The organism is Gemmata algarum (genome assembly GCF_034097035.1).
Lineage (GTDB): Bacteria > Planctomycetota > Planctomycetia > Gemmatales > Gemmataceae > Gemmata > Gemmata algarum.
In genome coordinates this window covers 88415-105714 of record NZ_JAXBLV010000244.1, presented here as the reverse complement: position 1 = coordinate 105714, position 17300 = coordinate 88415, and the positions used below count along the sequence as shown (strand labels likewise).

At 65.3% G+C, this 17300-nt stretch carries 15 protein-coding genes and 2 tRNA genes; 6 read left to right on the top strand and 11 right to left on the bottom strand.

The features are described from left to right. Positions 1-450: 450 nt before the first annotated feature. The 4 genes from R5W23_RS31375 to R5W23_RS31360 are packed head-to-tail and all read right to left on the bottom strand — an operon-like array spanning position 451 to position 2833. A complete protein-coding gene (locus R5W23_RS31375; protein WP_320689784.1) occupies positions 451-906 on the bottom strand; it encodes a hypothetical protein in 456 nt (151 codons plus the stop codon). Beyond that, positions 899-1672, bottom strand: coding sequence for a hypothetical protein (locus R5W23_RS31370; protein ID WP_320689783.1), 774 nt, complete (start codon positions 1670-1672; stop codon positions 899-901). The genes R5W23_RS31375 and R5W23_RS31370 overlap by 8 nt, the downstream gene beginning before the upstream one ends. Before the next feature lie 4 nt (positions 1673-1676). After that, positions 1677-2138, bottom strand: a complete 462-nt coding sequence (locus tag R5W23_RS31365; RefSeq protein WP_320689782.1) for a hypothetical protein — start codon at positions 2136-2138, stop codon at positions 1677-1679. Next, on the bottom strand, positions 2138-2833 hold the full coding sequence (locus tag R5W23_RS31360; RefSeq protein ID WP_320689781.1) for a hypothetical protein: 696 nt from the start codon (positions 2831-2833) through the stop codon (positions 2138-2140). The genes R5W23_RS31365 and R5W23_RS31360 overlap by 1 nt, the downstream gene beginning before the upstream one ends. Before the next feature lie 572 nt (positions 2834-3405). Between R5W23_RS31360 and R5W23_RS31355 the strand changes: the two genes are divergently transcribed. The 4 genes from R5W23_RS31355 to R5W23_RS31340 all read left to right on the top strand — a co-directional run bounded on the left by R5W23_RS31355 (position 3406) and on the right by R5W23_RS31340 (position 7913). After that, positions 3406-3492: transfer RNA gene (locus R5W23_RS31355), tRNA-Ser, on the top strand. 424 nt (positions 3493-3916) lie between these two features. After that, positions 3917-3989: transfer RNA gene (locus R5W23_RS31350), tRNA-Lys, on the top strand. A gap of 635 nt (positions 3990-4624) precedes the next feature. Beyond that, positions 4625-4855 (top strand): Trm112 family protein, encoded by a 231-nt coding sequence (locus R5W23_RS31345; RefSeq protein ID WP_320689780.1) that lies wholly within the window; start codon positions 4625-4627, stop codon positions 4853-4855. A 73-nt stretch (positions 4856-4928) separates the two neighbouring features. Then, positions 4929-7913, top strand: coding sequence for a M1 family aminopeptidase (locus R5W23_RS31340; protein WP_320689779.1), 2985 nt, complete (start codon positions 4929-4931; stop codon positions 7911-7913). 18 nt (positions 7914-7931) lie between these two features. On the opposite strand, the gene R5W23_RS31335 is transcribed toward R5W23_RS31340, so the two are convergent. From R5W23_RS31335 to R5W23_RS31305, 7 genes are all read right to left on the bottom strand, one after another. Beyond that, positions 7932-8195 carry a DUF3072 domain-containing protein gene (locus R5W23_RS31335; protein WP_320689778.1) on the bottom strand — a complete coding sequence of 88 codons (264 nt, stop codon included), beginning with the start codon at positions 8193-8195 and terminating at the stop codon, positions 7932-7934. A 397-nt stretch (positions 8196-8592) separates the two neighbouring features. Beyond that, positions 8593-9069, bottom strand: coding sequence for a hypothetical protein (locus tag R5W23_RS31330; RefSeq protein ID WP_320689777.1), 477 nt, complete (start codon positions 9067-9069; stop codon positions 8593-8595). Beyond that, entirely contained in the window at positions 9032-11098 is a 2067-nt protein-coding gene (locus R5W23_RS31325) for a SpoVR family protein (RefSeq protein WP_320689776.1), read from the bottom strand. The genes R5W23_RS31330 and R5W23_RS31325 overlap by 38 nt, the downstream gene beginning before the upstream one ends. A 60-nt stretch (positions 11099-11158) precedes the next feature. Next, complete coding sequence (locus R5W23_RS31320) at positions 11159-13564, bottom strand: transporter substrate-binding protein (protein WP_320689775.1); 2406 nt, start codon at positions 13562-13564, stop codon at positions 11159-11161. Between the two features lie 6 nt (positions 13565-13570). Beyond that, the gene (locus tag R5W23_RS31315) at positions 13571-13864 is read right to left on the bottom strand and encodes a hypothetical protein (RefSeq protein ID WP_320689774.1); all 294 of its coding nucleotides are present in this window, start codon (positions 13862-13864) and stop codon (positions 13571-13573) included. A gap of 2 nt (positions 13865-13866) precedes the next feature. Continuing rightward, on the bottom strand, positions 13867-14217 hold the full coding sequence (locus R5W23_RS31310) for a hypothetical protein (RefSeq protein ID WP_320689773.1): 351 nt from the start codon (positions 14215-14217) through the stop codon (positions 13867-13869). A 24-nt stretch (positions 14218-14241) separates the two neighbouring features. Then, positions 14242-15345: a DUF444 family protein gene (locus R5W23_RS31305; RefSeq protein ID WP_010034815.1), complete on the bottom strand. Its 1104-nt coding sequence runs from the start codon at positions 15343-15345 to the stop codon at positions 14242-14244. 594 nt (positions 15346-15939) lie between these two features. Here R5W23_RS31305 and R5W23_RS31300 point away from each other — a divergent pair. Beyond that, a complete protein-coding gene (locus R5W23_RS31300; RefSeq protein ID WP_320689772.1) occupies positions 15940-16914 on the top strand; it encodes a hypothetical protein in 975 nt (324 codons plus the stop codon). Next, entirely contained in the window at positions 16880-17125 is a 246-nt protein-coding gene (locus tag R5W23_RS31295; RefSeq protein WP_320689771.1) for a hypothetical protein, read from the top strand. Before R5W23_RS31300 ends, R5W23_RS31295 begins: the two co-directional genes overlap by 35 nt. Positions 17126-17300 lie beyond the last annotated feature (175 nt).

The following is a 17300-nucleotide window of genomic DNA, read 5'->3' as shown; positions in this document are numbered from 1 at the left end:
CGCGATGCTTATCCCATGCCGAAGCGGCGTTCTGTTCGCCCGCAAGCATTATCCGGGTTTTGCGGGCGCGATTCGGTGGTAGCGACCGACCAGCGATTCGGTAGCGACTTGGCAGCTCAATGGCAGCGAATGCCCCGTCCGCACCCCACTGAGCCGGCTGCGTGTGCCGCACTGTAACCCCCGTTACAACTCGCGCGAGCTTTTCCGGTTCGCGCCACCTGGATGGCTTCGGTCATCCGGTGCGCACCGCGCGCCCGGCCAAGCCCCATACTCACCAGATGGCACCGCCCGTTCTCGGTTCCCAACCTTGGTAAAACCAGGGAATGCGAGCCACTACCGCGGCGGTCGTCTAGCCAGTCACCACACAGGAGCCACGTCGTGCGATCCTCGGGGATGTCGGCCAGGGCGCACAGGAACGTTCGATCCTCTTGACTCAACGGCGCAGGCACATCACTCATCGCCCACCTCGATTTCCAGCACCGCGTAGAACCGGATTTGATCGAACAAGCTCCACACTTCCCAAAGCGTTTCGTCGGACCAGTCGGGAACGTGTTCGTCCCACCACTCGCACCACACGCGACGGCTCGCAGAACCGTTCGCCACGGCGTCGCTTGGGAGCGAGCCCGCAATGACGGCGAGGCGAGGCAAGAGCGCCTCCGGTTGCGATGCGAGCGCGAACAGTGGGCCGATTCGCCAAAACGGGTTGAACAGCCGCGCCGCCTCCAGTTCCAATTCGCGCATCCGGCGTTCCGCGTCTTCACGGATTGTGAACGCCGCGACCGGCACGAACCGCCGATCTTCGCCCGCCCGGTTCATGAGATCGTGATATTGGCAGGTCTGGCCATCACTGGAGTCGACGCACCACCCGATCCGAGCGACCAGGAACATGCAGGGGTTCTCAGCCACCGACATCTCCTGCACGTATGCCCAACAGATCGACCTCAACGATATCATAAAATGGGGCCGTGTCGCCCTGTGCGAACGTCGCGTACTCGTAGTGCAGCAGCCCCTCTCGGGCCAGGCCCATCGGCCAGAGCACGTCGGCGCTCCAGCGCGTCGTTTCAAACCGAACGCCAGACGGTTCGGATTGCAGCGGGTCGTCCGGGTCCAAGACATAGTCCGCTCGCTCTTGCTGCTCCAGTTGACGCCAGAGTGCTTCGGCCGCGGCGCGAGTGCGAAAAACGTTGAGCGGCGTTCCGCCCTCGGCTCCAGGTTCGTACCAGTCGTCGTTGTACTCCCACTCGATCTTCACCACCGCGTAGCCAACGCTCCCCGCGGGTCGTGCGACCACCTCGAAGAACCGCACACGATCGAGCCCCGCCCAAACGTGCGCGACCTGTTCCGGCGCGAGCCCCTTGTGCGTTTGCTCCCACCACTCCGTCCAGTTCACCGCTTGCACCTGCGCAACCGGCGGTTCGATGCTGGCATCGCGAAGCCAGTCCGCGAAGATCGGTTCCGGGAGCCGTGACCGCGCCGCATGGCTGGGGCCGCAAATGAATGGGTTCGCGACCCGCTGCCGAACTTCAGCCTCGCGGCGCGAGCGGTCCGCTTCGGCCTCTTCGAGCATGGGCAGTATCGCCTGCGTAACCGCCCCGGGCATGCGCACGATCCCGTAGTGGGTGCGCCGCCAGTTCAGCCGCCGGATCGCGTACTCCAAGACTGCGTCTGGCACCGGGTCACTCCAACTCGACTTCCAGCACCTCAAAGAGCCGCACCTTGTCGAGCAGCGCCCACACGTCGGCGCGCTGCTCGTCCGACCACGTCGCCGATTCGGCGTCCCACCACGTCGCCCAGTCGCTCAGATCGCCATCGCAGCGGGAGGGGTCGCGAACCGGTTCCGGCGGGGTAATACCGAACTCGCGCACCCGCTCGCGGACGCCTTCTTCCGTGCAATACGACAAGTAATCCACGGGACCGAGCCAAAACGGGTTCAGCAGTTCGTGTGCGGCGAGTTCTCGCCGTTCGCGTTCTCGCTCGGCGGCCGCGCGCGTGGGGAAAACCACCTCGGGCACCCACACCCGGCCGCGATCGTCCGCTTCAAGTGGCTGAAAATGCTCATCTTCGGACAGTGACAGCAGCCCGTATCCGTAAGGCGTGAGGCTCCCCCGGACGACCAGAAATGCGACCTGGGCGGCCATTATGTGCCCTCACCGAGATCGACCTCGATCACCTCATACAACCGCACGCCAAGTCGATCGAACGCCTTCTCACTGTCGGTACCAACCCGGTCGCCAAGCGACGGCCAGTCCGCCAACTCCCATCGTACCGCTTGCACCCAGTGACGGTTGTCCCACTGCCGCCGAGCCTCGGCTTCGAGCCGCTCGCGTTCGGCCTCGGCGCGCGCGCGGCTGCGGAACGCTTTAACCGTGCGCCCGCCCTCAGCGCTGGGTTCGTACCACGCGTCGTTGTACTCCCACGTCACCCGCACCACCGCAAATGCCACTTCACCCGCCGGACGTTCGACTGTGTCGAAGAACCGCACCCGCGTTAACCCGTCCCAAACTCGCTCCGTCTGCTCCGCCGTTCGGGCGTGCTGCGTGCCATCCCACCACGCGAGCCAGCCCGCCAGCGTGTTCGCGGGCGGCGGTTCGAGCCCCACATCGCGGACCCAATCACGGAACACCGGCTCGGGCATGACGGTCAGCGCGTGCCACGCGGTGCCGCACTTGAACGGGTTCACCCGCCCCCGCACCTCGGCCTCGCGAGTGTGGCGGTCCGCGCTGGCGGCGTCGAACGTATCGAACGCGCCCAACCGCACCTCACCCGGCAACCGGATGAAGTGCTCACCAGCCGGGCGCCAGTTCAGGCGTCGAACCACGAACCGACTATTCATCACGGGTCTCGGTTTCCAACACTTCGAGCAGTGGCATTTCTGTGACCACGGCCCACACCGCGGCCCGCTGCTTGTCCGACCACATCGCCGATTCGGCGTCCCACCACATTACCATCAAAGGCGACGAGCGCAGCGACGTACCTCTTCGGTGAAGGAGCGGTGATAACCGCTGGTCAAGTTGCAACACACCCCGGGCCGGTCGATTCCTGGCCCTACCCTACCTCTGTGTTCTTCGAAGCCTTCTTCCAACCGCTACCCTCCGTGCCTGTCGCTCCTGCACCATTGCCGACCGAAGGAGCAGATTTGGCAGTAGATCGTTTTGTTCTGCCACGTGCCTGTTGGGTGCGGGTGAGCGGGAACACGGAGTGTGGTTTCTTGGGTCGGCCGGGGATTGCTTCGGCACGCGCAGATTTATAAACTGCAACAAGCGGCAGCTTTAGCTGCTGGAAGCGTTAAGGTCGTGTTGCATTCGTCGGCCGTAACTCGCCGATGCAACTCGTTTACTGCTTCTTGACAGATGAGCGGTAAGGCTCGCAGTTTAGAGTGCTCGAACGTCAGGATTTTAGCCACTTGGAGAGGTGGCAGAGTGGTCGAATGCGTCGGTCTCGAAAACCGATATACCCGCAAGGGTATCGAGGGTTCGAATCCCTCCCTCTCCGCTTTCTTGTCGGTCCGTGTGGCAAAAATGCTTGCCACACGGACCGTCTGCATTTCTAAGTCGCCTCAAACGGTCCCGCTTGTGTCAGGCGGCCATCCAGAGGATGGTATTTCCACGTCCAACTCGTTCCGCGCAGGCAAGGTGACCGGCTACCTCCGCAGTTGCGTCTGGTATCGGTGTTACTTCGAGAACAGCGATTGCCGCCCGCTTGAAGGTGTCGGGCGAGTTGTTGGGGAATCAGGCGGCGCAGGCGGGGATGGACACGAAGCAACGTTAGGTGACGATCTCTGATGGGGTGACTACTCGGTCTCACTCGCCGCCTGAAACCTGACGGCGTGAAAGACGATCCCCCTCCTCCTTGGCAAGTTTTTGGGTTCAGCCTCTTGAAGCCGGGCACCCCGTTCCCCATAATGAAGATTAGCGAAGCCCCTTTAGCTCAGTTGGTAGAGCAGCTGACTCTTAATCAGCGGGTCCTCGGTTCGAGCCCGAGAGGGGGCACTAGTTCTAAATCTTGCCGGCTAAATGTTTTATGCCGCATTTCGGAACTGTCCGGAGTGCGGCATAAAGTATTTAAAGAGCGGCATTCTACCGCGTATTTTCGCATGTCGCGTCTCTCGAATTGCTCCTTCGAGATTCTAGAAGACTATTCTGACCGCCGTCACGATCTGTTCTGCCAGTTCAACTCGACACGATATCTGGACAGATGCGTTCAACATCCTTCGAGAACCACTCCGAATACGGCCGGATCACTGCCGAACTCAGGCGTGTAGATAGTCACTACAGTAAGATCATAGCGGGGCTGCCGTCACCAGAGCGGCGGCATGCGTGATGTCCGCGTCCTCGCCCAGGTTCAGCGGCACTCGCATTGATGAACCGACCCGTGATTCCGGCCAGATCACATGCAGTCGGCGTTCAAAGCGAGCGTAGTCGGCGTCCGAAACCGTGTGGCGTGACTGTATCAACAGTTCTCCAAATGGCCTACGTTTTCATCCGCACGCCCCAGAGATCGTCAGCACGACCCGGCGAGCCTGGGGTAGACGACTGCTCAGACCCTCCCCTGCTGCCAGGGCGCTAAACAAGTACCGCTTTTGTTATCCTGATGTTGGCTCCGAAATTTCGTGAGGTAAACCAAGGTGGATGAGGCATTTCTCGCGCAGCTCCGCTGCCCACTCGACCCAGAACGCCAGGCCAATCTGGTCCGCGAAGAACAGCAGATTCGCTGTACCGGCTGCCACGTGCATTTTCCCGTCAAGCAAGGGCTTCCTGTTCTTGTCCCCGACGAAGCGGAACTGCCAGTTGGGATGCGGGAACTGAGCCAACTTCCCTGTCAGCGGCGGGCGAACCGCCGGAAAAGCCTGAATTGAACTAGCAGAGTTTCCCCGCCGACGCTATTCCGGGGCTGTGGGAACGCTCTATTTATCTCTGTTGCGTTGGCTAGTGCGAGCTGCGGTCGCGTTCGCGCTGCTCATCGGTTTCTCGCCGCCTGCGCGAGCCGCCGAGCCTGCGCCCGCCGTCGCAGACAAGCTCCCTCGGTACGACCTCGACATTTCTCTCGATAACCGCACGCACCGGGCCACCATTCGTGAACGTGTAACCTGGACGAACACGGCAAAAACGCCCACAAGTGAGTTGGCGTTCAACTTCTACCCGCACTTCCAGGTTCCCGCCGGCGAGGCCCTGCTCTTCGCGAAAACGCTCGAACTGTTGCGACTTCAGCCGTCTCTCGGGATCGACCGCGACGGCAAGACGGGTGAGGTTGTCGGCGCCCGGTTGCTCGGCTCGGGCGCCGAACCGGTTGACCTTCCTTACAGTTATGACGAAAAGAACCCGACCGCGTTACGTTTCCGACTCCCCGCGCCGGTCGCGGCCGGTCAGACGGTTTCGATCGAACTCGTGTGCGACTTGCGGTTGCCCAACAAGCAAGGACGCTGGGGATACTACGAAGGGGTTACGTACCTCACAAACGCCATTCCTTTACTGGCGGTTTACAGTGACGACGGGTGGAAGCCGATGCCGTTCGTACCGTGGCACCAGCCCTGGTACAACGAAGCCGGGGTGTTCCAGGCTGCCGTGACCGTGGCCGAAAAGGAGCTGGTCGCGTGTTCGGCGGTTGCGAAGTCGGAAACGAAGCTGGCGGACGGGAAGAAGCGGATCGAGTACCTGCCGTTCACCGGGCGTGACTTCGCGGTGCTCGCGTCGGCACGCTACAAGGAGTTCACCAGTTCCACAAAGTTGCCGAGCGGTCGGGAGGTCCAACTCAAGTGCCTCGCGTTTCCCGAACACGAGTTCTACGCGACCGAAATCCTGAAGATGGTCGGCGACGCGATCCCGGTCTACTCGCAATGGTTCGGGGACTACCCGTACACGCAGTTCACCGTTGCCGAGTCGTACTTCGGGTGGAACGGGAACGAGTGCGGCGGCCTCGTCATGATCGACGAGCGGGTGTTCGGGATGCCGCACCTGGCGCGGAACTACGTCGAATACCTCGTGTCGCACGAGACGTGCCACCAGTGGTGGTACAACCTGATCGGCACGAACGGCTACGCCGAACCCTACCTCGACGAGGGGGCGGCCGCGTTCTTTACGCACCGGTTCATTGACCGGAAGCGCGGGAAGAACAACCCGTTCTTGAAGTGGCCGCAGGGGCTGGAGTGGTTGCCCAACATTCACCGCGAGAACTATCGCAACGGCAGCATGTATCACGCGATCCGCAACGGCGAGATGACGCCGGCGGCGCAAGAGCTCCCGCAATACAAGCACCTGTTCGGGCTGTTCACGGGCGCCTACGACCGCGGCTCGAAGGTGTTCATGCTCATCGAAGATCGGCTCGGAGAAGCCGCGTTCACGGATTTCATCCGGGGCGTCGCCCAGAAGTACTCTTGGGGCATTTTGTCGTCGGTGCAACTGCGGGCGGAACTCGAGTCCTACACCGGGCGTGATTGGTCCGAGTTCTTTCAGCGCTGGGTGTTCGGGACCGGGATGACGGACTGGTCCGTTGAGCGTGTGAAAGTGGGGCCGCTCGGCGGGCCGCGTACCCGCGGCGGCTACAGCGTGTCCGTGACGGTGAAACAGAGCCGTGAGTTCACGGAGCCGACGTTGGTCGCGTTCACGAAAGGGGACTCGACCGCCCGCTTGCCGGTCGGCCCGTTTACGGAACCGGTGCAGTTCGAGCAGTACAACGCCACCGCGACTCCGCTCGGCGACAACCGCTGGCGAATCGACGCGGAGCTGCCGTTCGAACCCGATCAGGTTACGGTTGACCCCGACGGTGTGTTACTGGACGCGAACCCCGGGAACAACCGGTGGAAGCCCGGGGCGAGTGTCCGGGCGACGCCGCTGTACACGCAACTGGACGAGACGGCGCTCACCACGTCTTACGACCGGCTCAACGTCGTGGTCGGGCCGTGGGTGTGGGGGCCGTCGGCGCAAGACCCCTGGTACACGCGCTCCACGATGCTCGGGCTCCGCGCCGGCGCGCTTCGGACCGAGCGGTACGCCGCCGGCGCGTACACCGCGATCCGTTCAGACTATCGCGACGCAGTTGCCGGTGTGGACGGACGCATCATGTTGGAGCACCGTGAGATCGGTGCGAACTGGGAGACACGAATCGGCGGCCCTTGGGGCGGACTGGACGGGGCAAGTGGGGCGCAGCGCGGGTCGGTGTACTTCCGCAACATCCATAAGGAGACGTCGAGTCAGTATTTGCCGCCGATGTTCTACGACGAGGCGTTCGCAACTTATCAAGACAACTTTCTGCCGTTCCAGCGGTTCGACACACTGGCCCGCGGGGGCGAGCGGTACGACCGCTTGTGGATGGCCGGTTGGCACGTTCGGCTGAACTTGAACACGCCGTATTGGGACCCGGAGTGCGGGCTGTGGGTGGACGCGATGGCCGCCGGCGGTCAGAGCGATTTCGCGAACGGGTGGAAGCCGCTTGCGCAAGGCCGGGCGGAGCTGGCGCTGGTTCACACCCTGCCGGACTGGACCGGACCGTTTCGCTACACGCGGCTGGCGGCCCGCGTACTGGGGCAGTGGGCGAGTCCCGAACGCGGGCAATTCTTTGCGCTCGGCGGCGGCACGCTGTTCAGAGGGTTCGATTTGGCGGAGCGCCAAGGCAGCGCCTTGTGGGTGGCGAACGTGGAACTCCGTTACCCGCTGGCGCGGAACGTCACATGGGACATTCTCGACCACTCCGTCGGCGCGCGGAACCTGTACCTCGCAACGTTCTACGACGTGGGTGCGGTGTACGCAAACGGGCAAACGGTCGGCGGGAACGTGGCGCACGCAATCGGTGCGGGGTTGCGTATGGACGTGGCGATTTTCAGCTTCATCGAACGGGCGACTCTGCGCTTTGATGTCGGGAAGTCGCTCAACGGCGGCACGCCGCTCCAGTTCTGGTTCGGCGTGCAACACGCGTTCTGAATGCGACTGCGAACGAGATCACGCGCTCTTCTTTCGGCTCGCGCGAGCGGACTTTGGCTTCGCGGCGCGTTTCGTTTTGCCGGTCTGTTCCCGCAGTTCTTCGATCTTTTCGGACGCTTCCGCCTTCGTCATGTCTTCGGGCACGTCTTGCCCGGCCTGACGCGCGAGCGTGTTCACGTATGATTCCTGCGCGCCCGTCATGGGTTCGTCACCGGTCACCCAATCCTTCGGGTCTTTAATCGCATCCGCGGGCTGTTGCGGCTGAGAGTTGTTGGCGCTCATACTGTACCTCCGTTTATTGGGCGATGAACGGAAGTGATGCAAGCCGTGTGCCGCACTCACGACACACGGCCTTCAAGAATCGCAGCACGGCACGTCAGAATTTAGCCGCAACAGATCGTGCAAATCTGTTCCGTATACCGTCAGGGCCGCGTCAGGGTTTAGTGTGGGTAGCCTCGGCAACCGCACGATCCACCCGGCAAAGCGACGTAATGATTGGAAATTAAGGAGTTACGACGTTTCGACTCTGCGGGCTTCAACCGAGTTTGGATCGCTGCGTTGCCCTACAACAACGCCCAGAGGTGTGCCAAAAGACCGGAAAATCGCACCCGGTACCCCTGTAAACGCTTACGGCCGGGTTAACTACCTGTGGGCTGGTAGTACCCGGCGAGACGGGCTCTCAGCCCGCGATGTCGCCAGCGAGCTTCGCCAGCACCTCATGGGTCAGGGCGAAGGCCACCTGCGTGCGACCGCTGGCGGTGCGGGTCGCGGCGAACCGGCGCAGCTCGGCACGGGCGGTGCCGAACAGCTTTACCTCATAGTAGGCGACCTGCTCGCCCTTCTTGGCGGGCGCCGCGCTGCGGAGCAGCGCCTCGCCACGCGCTTCGTCCACTTCCAGCAACTTGAGCGGTTCCAGCAGCCCCACGGCCCGGGCCGCGGTCCGCTCCGCCCACGCCCGCAGGGTCAGCCCCGCGGGCGCGTCTCCGGTACGCACAAGCGCCAGTTCCCACACCAGCGCGGCCAGCGCGTCGGTCTTGTCGGCCGCCAGTTGAACGCCCCACCCTTCGTCCGCGAACGTCTGGCCGAACGAGTGCCGGCCGGGGCCGGCCGGGCGCCACTCATTTAGCTTTGGCAGCAGCTTTTCGGACAGCGTCATCGGACCCTCCGGTTACGTGTGAAGCGTGTTCGGTACCGTCGAAGCTCAGCACCACGGGCTGGCCGTCGCTGAGCGTCTCCAGGTGAACCGGCCGCGACCACATGTACTGGATGTTGGCCAGCACGTCGCGCGCCTCGTCCACCTTCAAATCTACCCCCTGGTGCTCGTGCCGCAACATCAGTTCGCCGCGGTTGCGGTGGTTGCCGTCCACCACGTAGATCCACGGCTTCCCGAAGTTCGTCAGGCCGAACAGTAGCCGCTGCTTGACCTTCTGGAACTCGCGGCTCTCGATCACGTAGTTCTTGGTCGGCTCCTGGTAGTTGAACGAGAACAGGTTGTGCTCCTTGCAGAACTCCGGCGTCAGGAACGTGTCGATAAAGGTGATGTCGTTGTGGATCTTGCGCACCTCGAAGATCTTCTGCCGCCCGAGCCCGAGCTGCTTGTCCCAGGTGCGCTTCTTGTCCATGTCCTCGCAGTTCTCCCACTCCGGGCCGAACTGACCCATGTTCCAGCGCCGCTCGATGTCCCGCAGCAGCTCGATGCCGACCTTGTACGGGTTGAGCCGCCGCGAGCTGGTCGCCATCGTGCCCGAGTGGTGGTCCGCGTAGTCGATCACCTCCGACGGGTCCAGCACCTTCTGCGTCATGATGGTGCTGTGCCAGAAGCTCGCCCACCCCTCGTTAATTATCTTCGTTTGAGCTTGCGGATAAAAATAGTACGCCTCGTCCCGGACGATGCTCAACAGGTCGCGCTGCCAGCCCTTGAGCGGCGCGTGCTCGATGAGGAACAGCAGCACGTCCTTCTCGGGCCGCTCCGGGAACCGCGCGGCCCGCGCCGCGGCCGTCTTCTTGGCCTCGTCGTCGGTCCGGAGCGCCTCCGGCGGGTTGATGTAGTCCGACATGTACGACTTCGCCTTGAACCGCGGCGCGGCGCCGTCGGCCGCCGGCTCCCCGTCGGCCGGGGCGGCGAAGTCGTACCGCGCGTGGTCGTCGCGGCGGCGGATGGCGACCGAGTGGATGTCGATCAGGTCGTCAATGGACATGCACCGGTCCATGAACGCCTCGACCTCGTCCTCGCCGAACCGCTCCACGAAGTGCCGGATGCGCGCCCCGTGGTTCGCGATCTCGTCCATCATCTTGCGGGACGTGTGCGCGAAGTAGGCGTTGTTCTTGAAAAAGTCGCAGTTGTGAACCGCGAACCCCGCAGCGAGCGTGTAGCTCTCGTCCTCTTGGACCGAAAAGTTGTAAACGTAACCGCTGTAATGCTCAACTACCGGCCGAGCGAGAATTTGCCACGTGAACCCGAATTCCTCACGGTGACAGTGGTCCTCTTCGTGAGGCGTGAACCAAAGGCCCTGCCGTGCGTCCCCGGATGCACTCGGCGCACTCACCGCCCGGACGTGTGGTAGCCCCACGAAATGTCCGGCGCCGAGTTGCGCCGCTGGCACCCACTTCAACCCGCTCTGATGCAGGACCGCGACAGGGTGTTCGCCGGTGATGCGCACGCTCGCACTGGCCGGCGCGCCCTCCACCTTCATGCGATAGATGGGTCCGGTGTAATGCCGCCGAGCCACGACGCGCACCGGTTTGAACTCGCCTGTATGCGTCAAAACGAGATCACCGACACGCACATCGCACATCGCCTTGGAGCCGTCTTCGGTGACGACTTCAGTTTCCGGTGCGAGGCAGTGGCCGTACACGTGGGCCATCACCAGCTTCTGATCGACGGTGTGGTTGCACCGCATCAGGTAGGCGTAGCACGGGTCGTTGTTGATGACCATCTCGTAGATCTTCGAGAGGCCGTACTCGTAGCTCTTTTTCAGCTCCTCGTACTGCATCCCGAACGACCAGTGCGGGTACCGCGTCGGGAACCCGCCGTAGGCAGCGATCTCGTTCAGGTCGTCGGCGTCCACGACCTCGAAAATGGTTTCGTAGAAGTCGAGCCCGAACCCGCGCGCGTAGCCCTCGATCTCGTCCTTCAAGACGCGCAGGTGCGGCGGCAGGTTCGTGTTGTAAAAGCCCAGGTTCATCTCCGACTCCTCCCACACCGGCCCGGCGTGCCCCGCTCCATCATACACGAGCGCGGCGCGTCAGTGTTTGGCCGGCGGCTGCCACTTGCCGCCCCAGTCCATTTCGAGCTGGCGGAGGAACTGGTCCCACGCGTGCCGGGTCCGGGTGGGCGGGTACGGCACCGGGCGCACCGGCGCCTCCGACCCGGCGCCGGGGACGAGGACCACGTCCCCGTTCGGGCGCACCTTGCCCACCCGCACCGGCAGCCAGGCGTGCTGGCTCTCGGGATCGACCTTTACGCGCCCCCTGGGGCCGTCGAACGCGGCCCCGCGCACCTTCGCCAGCACCTCCGCGGGCTCGACGCTGTTCGCCGCCGCCGCGGCCCGCGCCCACAAGTGGACGCCGGAATACGCCGCGGCCATCATGTCGCTCGCGGGCCGGTCCGGGCCGTACTTCTCGCGGATCTTGCGCACGAACTCCCGGCTCTCCGCCCGGTCGATTGTCTGGAAGTAGCTCGCCACCAAGTAATCATCGACCAGTGCTGCGGGGCTCAGCCCCCGCACCTCGTTCTCGGTGATGCTGACCGAGACGGTGGGCACCGGCGGGCCGGAGCCGCGCAGCCCGCGGAAGAACGCGGCGTTCGAGGTGCCGTTGATGGTGTTGATGACCACGTCCGCGTTCCCGAGCCGCACGCGGGCGAGCGCGTCCCGGGCGTCGGTCGAGCCGAGCGGCAGGAACACCTCCGCCACCACCTCGACCCCGGCCCCGGTTCGGTTGCGCTCGCCGATCCGGTCGCGGATGATCTGGTGCGCGGTGTGCGGGAAGATGTAATCCGACCCCACCAGCGCGACCCGCTTCTTCTTGAGCCCGTCGATGACGAAATCGACCGCGGGAATGAGCTGCTGGTTCGGGGCCGGGCCGAGGTACACGATGCGCGGCGACTCCTCCAGCCCCTCGTACTGCACCGGGTAGAACAGCAGCCCGCCGTTGCGCTCGACCACGGCCCGGACGGCCTTGCGCGACGCGCTGGTCCAGCACCCGAACACCGCCGCGCACTTCTCCTCGGTCAGCAGCCGCTCGGCCTGGCGCGCGAACTCGTCCGGGTCGGATTTGCCGTCCACCACCACCGCCCGGACCGGGCGCCCGTTGACCCCGCCGGCCGCGTTCACCTCCTCCACGGCGAGCAGGGTCGCGTCGATGACCGGGTTCTCGCTCACCGCCATCGTGCCGCTCTGCGAGTGCAGCACACCGATCACGATGGGCTCGGGTCCGGCCGCGGGCGCGCGGAACAGCTTCCACCCGAGAACGGCGGACAGCCCCAGCGCGAGCGCGAGCGCGGTCCCCAGCGCGACGGTCTGGCGCCGCCCGCCCCGATCGGGCGGAACCGGTTCGACCCGCCGCGTCTCGCTCGACCCCGGGACGGCGGTGTCGGGCTCCACCTTCACCGGACGCGGCATCGGAACCGACGGGCCGGACGCGGACATCCCGGCGAGCGCCGCTTCGAGGTCGCACACCACCTCGGTCGCGGTCTGCACCCGCTCCCCGGGGCGCTTGGCGAGCAGGCGGGTCACGAGGTCCGACACCTCCCGGGGCACGGTCGGGTTCTTCTGCCGCACCGGCTCCGGGTGCTTGTTCGCCAAGGCCATCATCACCGCCATCGCGGACGGCCCCTTGAACGGCAGCTCGCCGGTCAGCATGAGATACATCACGCACCCGAGCGCGAACAGGTCGCCGCGGGCGTCCACCTCGTGCCCGCCGGCCTGCTCGGGGGACATGTAGTTGGGCGTGCCGACGATGAACCCGGTGCTGGTGAGGCTGGTCTCGTGCAGGGGCTTGCGGGCCAGCCCGAAGTCGAGCAGCTTGGCGCGGACCGCGCACTTCGGGGGGCGGCCGAGCGCGTCGGACGTCTCCCCGCAGGTTTTCGTCTCCCGGTTGCACTCGACCGCGTCGGTCCGTTCGAGCCAGATGTTTGCCGGCTTGATGTCCCGGTGGATGAGCCCCTGCGCGTGCGCCGCGGCCAGCCCGGCGGCGGTGTCGCGGGCGATCACGAGGGCGGTCCGCAGGTCCAGGGAGTCCGCCCCCTCGATGCGGGCCTGGAGCGTCTCGCCCACCAGCAGCGGCATGACCAGGAACGGCAGCCCGGCCGACTCGCCGACGTGCAGCACGGTGACGGTGTAGTCGGAGGTGATCCCGGCCGCGGCCCGGCCCTCGCGGAGGAACCGCTCGCGGCTTTCGGGGTCGGCGGCCAGTTCGGGCTTGAGCACCTTGAGCGCGATCGGCCGCCGGAGGCCGAGGTCCTCGGCCGCGAACACGAGCCCCATCCCGCCGGCCCCGAGCAGCCGGAGCACGCGGTAATCGGCGAACCGGCCGATCTCGTCCGGGGCCTGGGCCGGGCCGAGAAACGAGTACGGGGAGCGGATGCGCTCGGTGACGTCGCTCGACGGCACGCGCGGCCAGGTCTGCTCGGTCGAGTCCGGGTCGGTCATGGGCTTCTACTTCTTCGCGAGCGTAACGATCAGCCCCGACGCCAGCGACAGTGCCGCTCCGAACAGCGCGAGGATCAGGGTCCAGCGGCGCCCGTCCACGAGGTCGGCGTGCTTGATGTGGTCCTGAAGCTGCTGCCTGAGGGCCGCAATCTCGACCTCGAGCCGCTGGCGCGCGTCCTGCTCGGCTTTCAGCCCGTCGCTTACAATGTCGAGTTCGCGTCGCTGTGTAACATCCCGCTCTCTGAGAATAATGATCTCGTTGTTCAACTCACGAACCAGCTCCGCGGGCGACTTCGCCACCGTTACGCCTCCACGGGTTCCGGAATGGCGGCTTCCACCCGCTGGTGCTGCTGGTCGAGTAGGGCGCCGAGCAGGTCGAACCAGACGCGGTTGCAGCGGCTGGCGAGCCACCGCGGGTGACTGAAGTCGCCGGGTACGAACGTACCGGTGTGTCTCGCCGCCACGCCGTTCGGGCGTGTGATCGCGAGCGTCAGATCCAGGACCGCTTCCGGGTCCGCGGCCGGTGCCCAGCGCACCTCCACGTCGCCGCGCCAGGCCGTGACCTCGTCGGCCAACACCGTCTCCAGTTGCTCGGCTCGCGCACGCAACTCGGGACGGTCTTCGAACCCGGCGTACTGCACGCTCTTGAACATTGCCGCGCCCCCCCCCCGCTTCGGTTACCGCCCGGTCTTGAGGAACTCCTTGATGCTGCCCAGGATCGCGTCGCGGTCCGGGATGCGGCTCGTCACCACGTTTTCGTGGTCGTCCACCAGCTCGTGGACGTGGTCGAAGAACTCGCCGCTGCCGTACGGCGACTCCACCTGCCCGTACCCGAACAGGTTCAGCTTCGCCAGCATCGTCTTCCCTAGCAGCTCCTTGCACTTGGGCACGTCGTCGCCCCAGTTGTCGCCGTCGGAGAAGTGGAACGCGTACACGTTCCACTGGCTCGGCGGGAACCGGGCGTCGATGATCTTGTTGCACAGCTCGTAGGCGCTGCTGATCTTGGTGCCGCCGCTCTCCCGCGTGTGGTAAAACGTGTGCTCATCAACCTCTTGCGCCACGGCGTCGTGGATGATGTAAACAGTTTCGACGCCCTGGTAGTGCTTTTTGATCCAGGTGTCGATCCAGAACGACTCGATGCGGACGATCTCCTTCTGCTCGTCGGTCATCGAGCCAGACACGTCCATCATGTAGATCACGCACGCGACGGCGTCCGGCTTGGGCACCTCTTTCCAGGCGCGGTACCGCTTGTCCTCGCGCTGCGGGATGACGGTGGGGACGAGCGGGTTGTACGACCCCGCCGAAATCTGCCGCTGTAGCGCCCGCTTGAAGGTCCGCTTGAAGTGCCGCAGCGACTCCGGCCCCACGCTCCGGATGCTGGTGTACTTGTCCTTCTCGGTGACGACGTTCTCCTTACCTCGCGGCTCGATGCGGGGCAGCGCCAGCTCCTCCCCCAGGATCTCGGCCAGTTCCTCCATCGTGAGGTCCACTTCGAGGATGTGCCCGCCGGGCGAGTCGCCGGCCTGCGGCTCGCCCTCGCCGTCCTGCGGCTGCGTGAGCGGCTGCCCGGGCTGGCCGGGGCCGACCCCGACGCCGCCCGAATTCTTCTGCCCGTAGCGGAACTGCGGCAGGTTGATGGACGGGATCGGGATGGACACGAAGTCCTTCCCCTTCTTGCCGATCATCTCCCCGCGGCTGATGTACTTGGACAGGTTGCTCTTCACCTTTCCGCGCACCAGCTTGCGGAACCGCTGGAGGTCTTGCTCAATTTTCTGTCCCACGGCGAATCGTGCCTCGGGGTTGGGTGGCGTCTCGGTTTTCGGCGCGTGCTTGCGCCTCCGCGCTATCGCGTACAGGAATCGTACCAGACGAACCGGGGCGGGGAGAAGCTAAACAGGGTGTCCGACGGGGCAGGAAATCTGCCGCCATGCAGAACGGGCCGTCACCGCGCAAGGGTTCAACTGGCTGATGTCACACGCCGCGCCGCTCAGAGCGGAGCCTAACCTGACAAAAGCGATGTGCGAAATGCGATAAGGTGCGGCAAGCAGAAACAGTTGGCTTCCAGAGAGGGCGCGTGCGGCCGAGCTACTTTCGTCCTTCGGCACGCCTCGCGGCGTGAGTTTCGAACTTTGAAACTCGGCCGGGAGGCGACTTGACCTGATCGGCACCAGGAACCGTCCGCGGCGTTACACCGCAGTTCACGCTAACTTCACGACCGCACGCGCCACTCAAACGACAATTTAGACGCGAGCCCCGGTGCCGGCCACGTCAGGCCGGCACCGGGGCTCGCGTCTAAAGCCTCAGGTTATGCCACAAGTGGGGTTGACATGGGGTGCCAGCGCGGCTGACGTGGGAGTCCGGCAAGGAGGGCCGCCATGACTGATACGTTTCCGGGAGCGGGGTTTGGGTCGATCCACTTCGGGGGCGTTGATCTGGGCGACGCGCGGGTGAACCAGCGGTTGGCGTCGTTGACCGACCTGTTGGTGACTAGCGGGGCCGAGAGCCGGCCGGACCAGTTCGCCGCCCCGGCCGACTACCGCGTGCTCAACCGCATCGCGGGTCGCCCCGAGGCGACCCACGATGCGGTCACCGCCCCGCACCGGGCGCACACCCGGGCCCGCATGGCCGCTCATCCGGGTCCGGTGCTGGTGCTGCATGACACCACCGAACTGGATTACTCGGGCCGGGTCCTGCCCCGGACGGGGCCGATCGGTAACGGGCACGGCACCGGCTGGGAGTGCCACAACAGCTTGGCCGTGGGCGCGGGCACCGGGGCGGTCCTGGGGTTGGTCGCCCAGCCCCTGCACCGGCGCCCGCCGACCCGCTCCAACCGGGGCGAGACCACGGCCCAGAGGCGTCAGCGGCGGGACCGCGAGAGCCGGCTGTGGGTGCTCGGGTTGGACGCCGTGGACCCGGCCCCAGACGGGCGGCATTGGGTGCACGTGAGCCCTCGCGGGTCGAACACGTTCGAGTACCTGTCGGCTCTGGTCGCCGGGAGCCACCGGTTCGTGGTCCGGTCCCGGCACGACCGGGTGCTGTCGGTGGGGGCCAATTTGCACGCCCACCTGCGGGCGCGCCCGGCGACGGCCGCCTGGTCGGGGGTGGTGCGGTGCGGCCCGCACGGGGGGCTCGACCAGCACCGCGGACCTGTCGGCGGCCGAGGTGCGGGTCGAGCTGTCGGACCCGTATGGGTCGGCCCCGGTGGTGGTGTAGGCGTTGCGGGTGTGGGAACCGAACCCGCCGACCGGGGGCGACCCGGTGGAGTGGTTCTGGCTCACCGATTGGGCCCTGGACACGGCCGCGGGGGTGCGGGAGGTGGTCAGTTGGTATTGCCAACGGCCGATCATTGAGAGGTACCACAAGTACCTCAAGAGCGGGTGCGGCGTGGAGCGGCTGCAGCACCGCACGCCGGAGACGTTGTCCGCGGCGGGGGGCCTGCGGGGCCTGCGGGACGCGGCCCGAGACCCGGCCCCACGCGATCAACCGGCGGCCCCGCTGGCCGGGGCCACCGCGGTCCAGGCGTTGAGCACCTGGCGCACCGGGCGCTCCGACCCGAACTGATCGGCGGGGCATTCGTGCAAGCGCTCGGGCGGCTCGGCGGGCACATGAACCGCGCCCGGGATGGGGTGTCTGGCTGGCTCACCCTCTGGCGCGGGCTCCGCAAGCCCACACCCATGATCCACATCCTCAAAAAAGCAAGACCGATTTATGGCATAACCTGAGCCGTGAGCCCCCG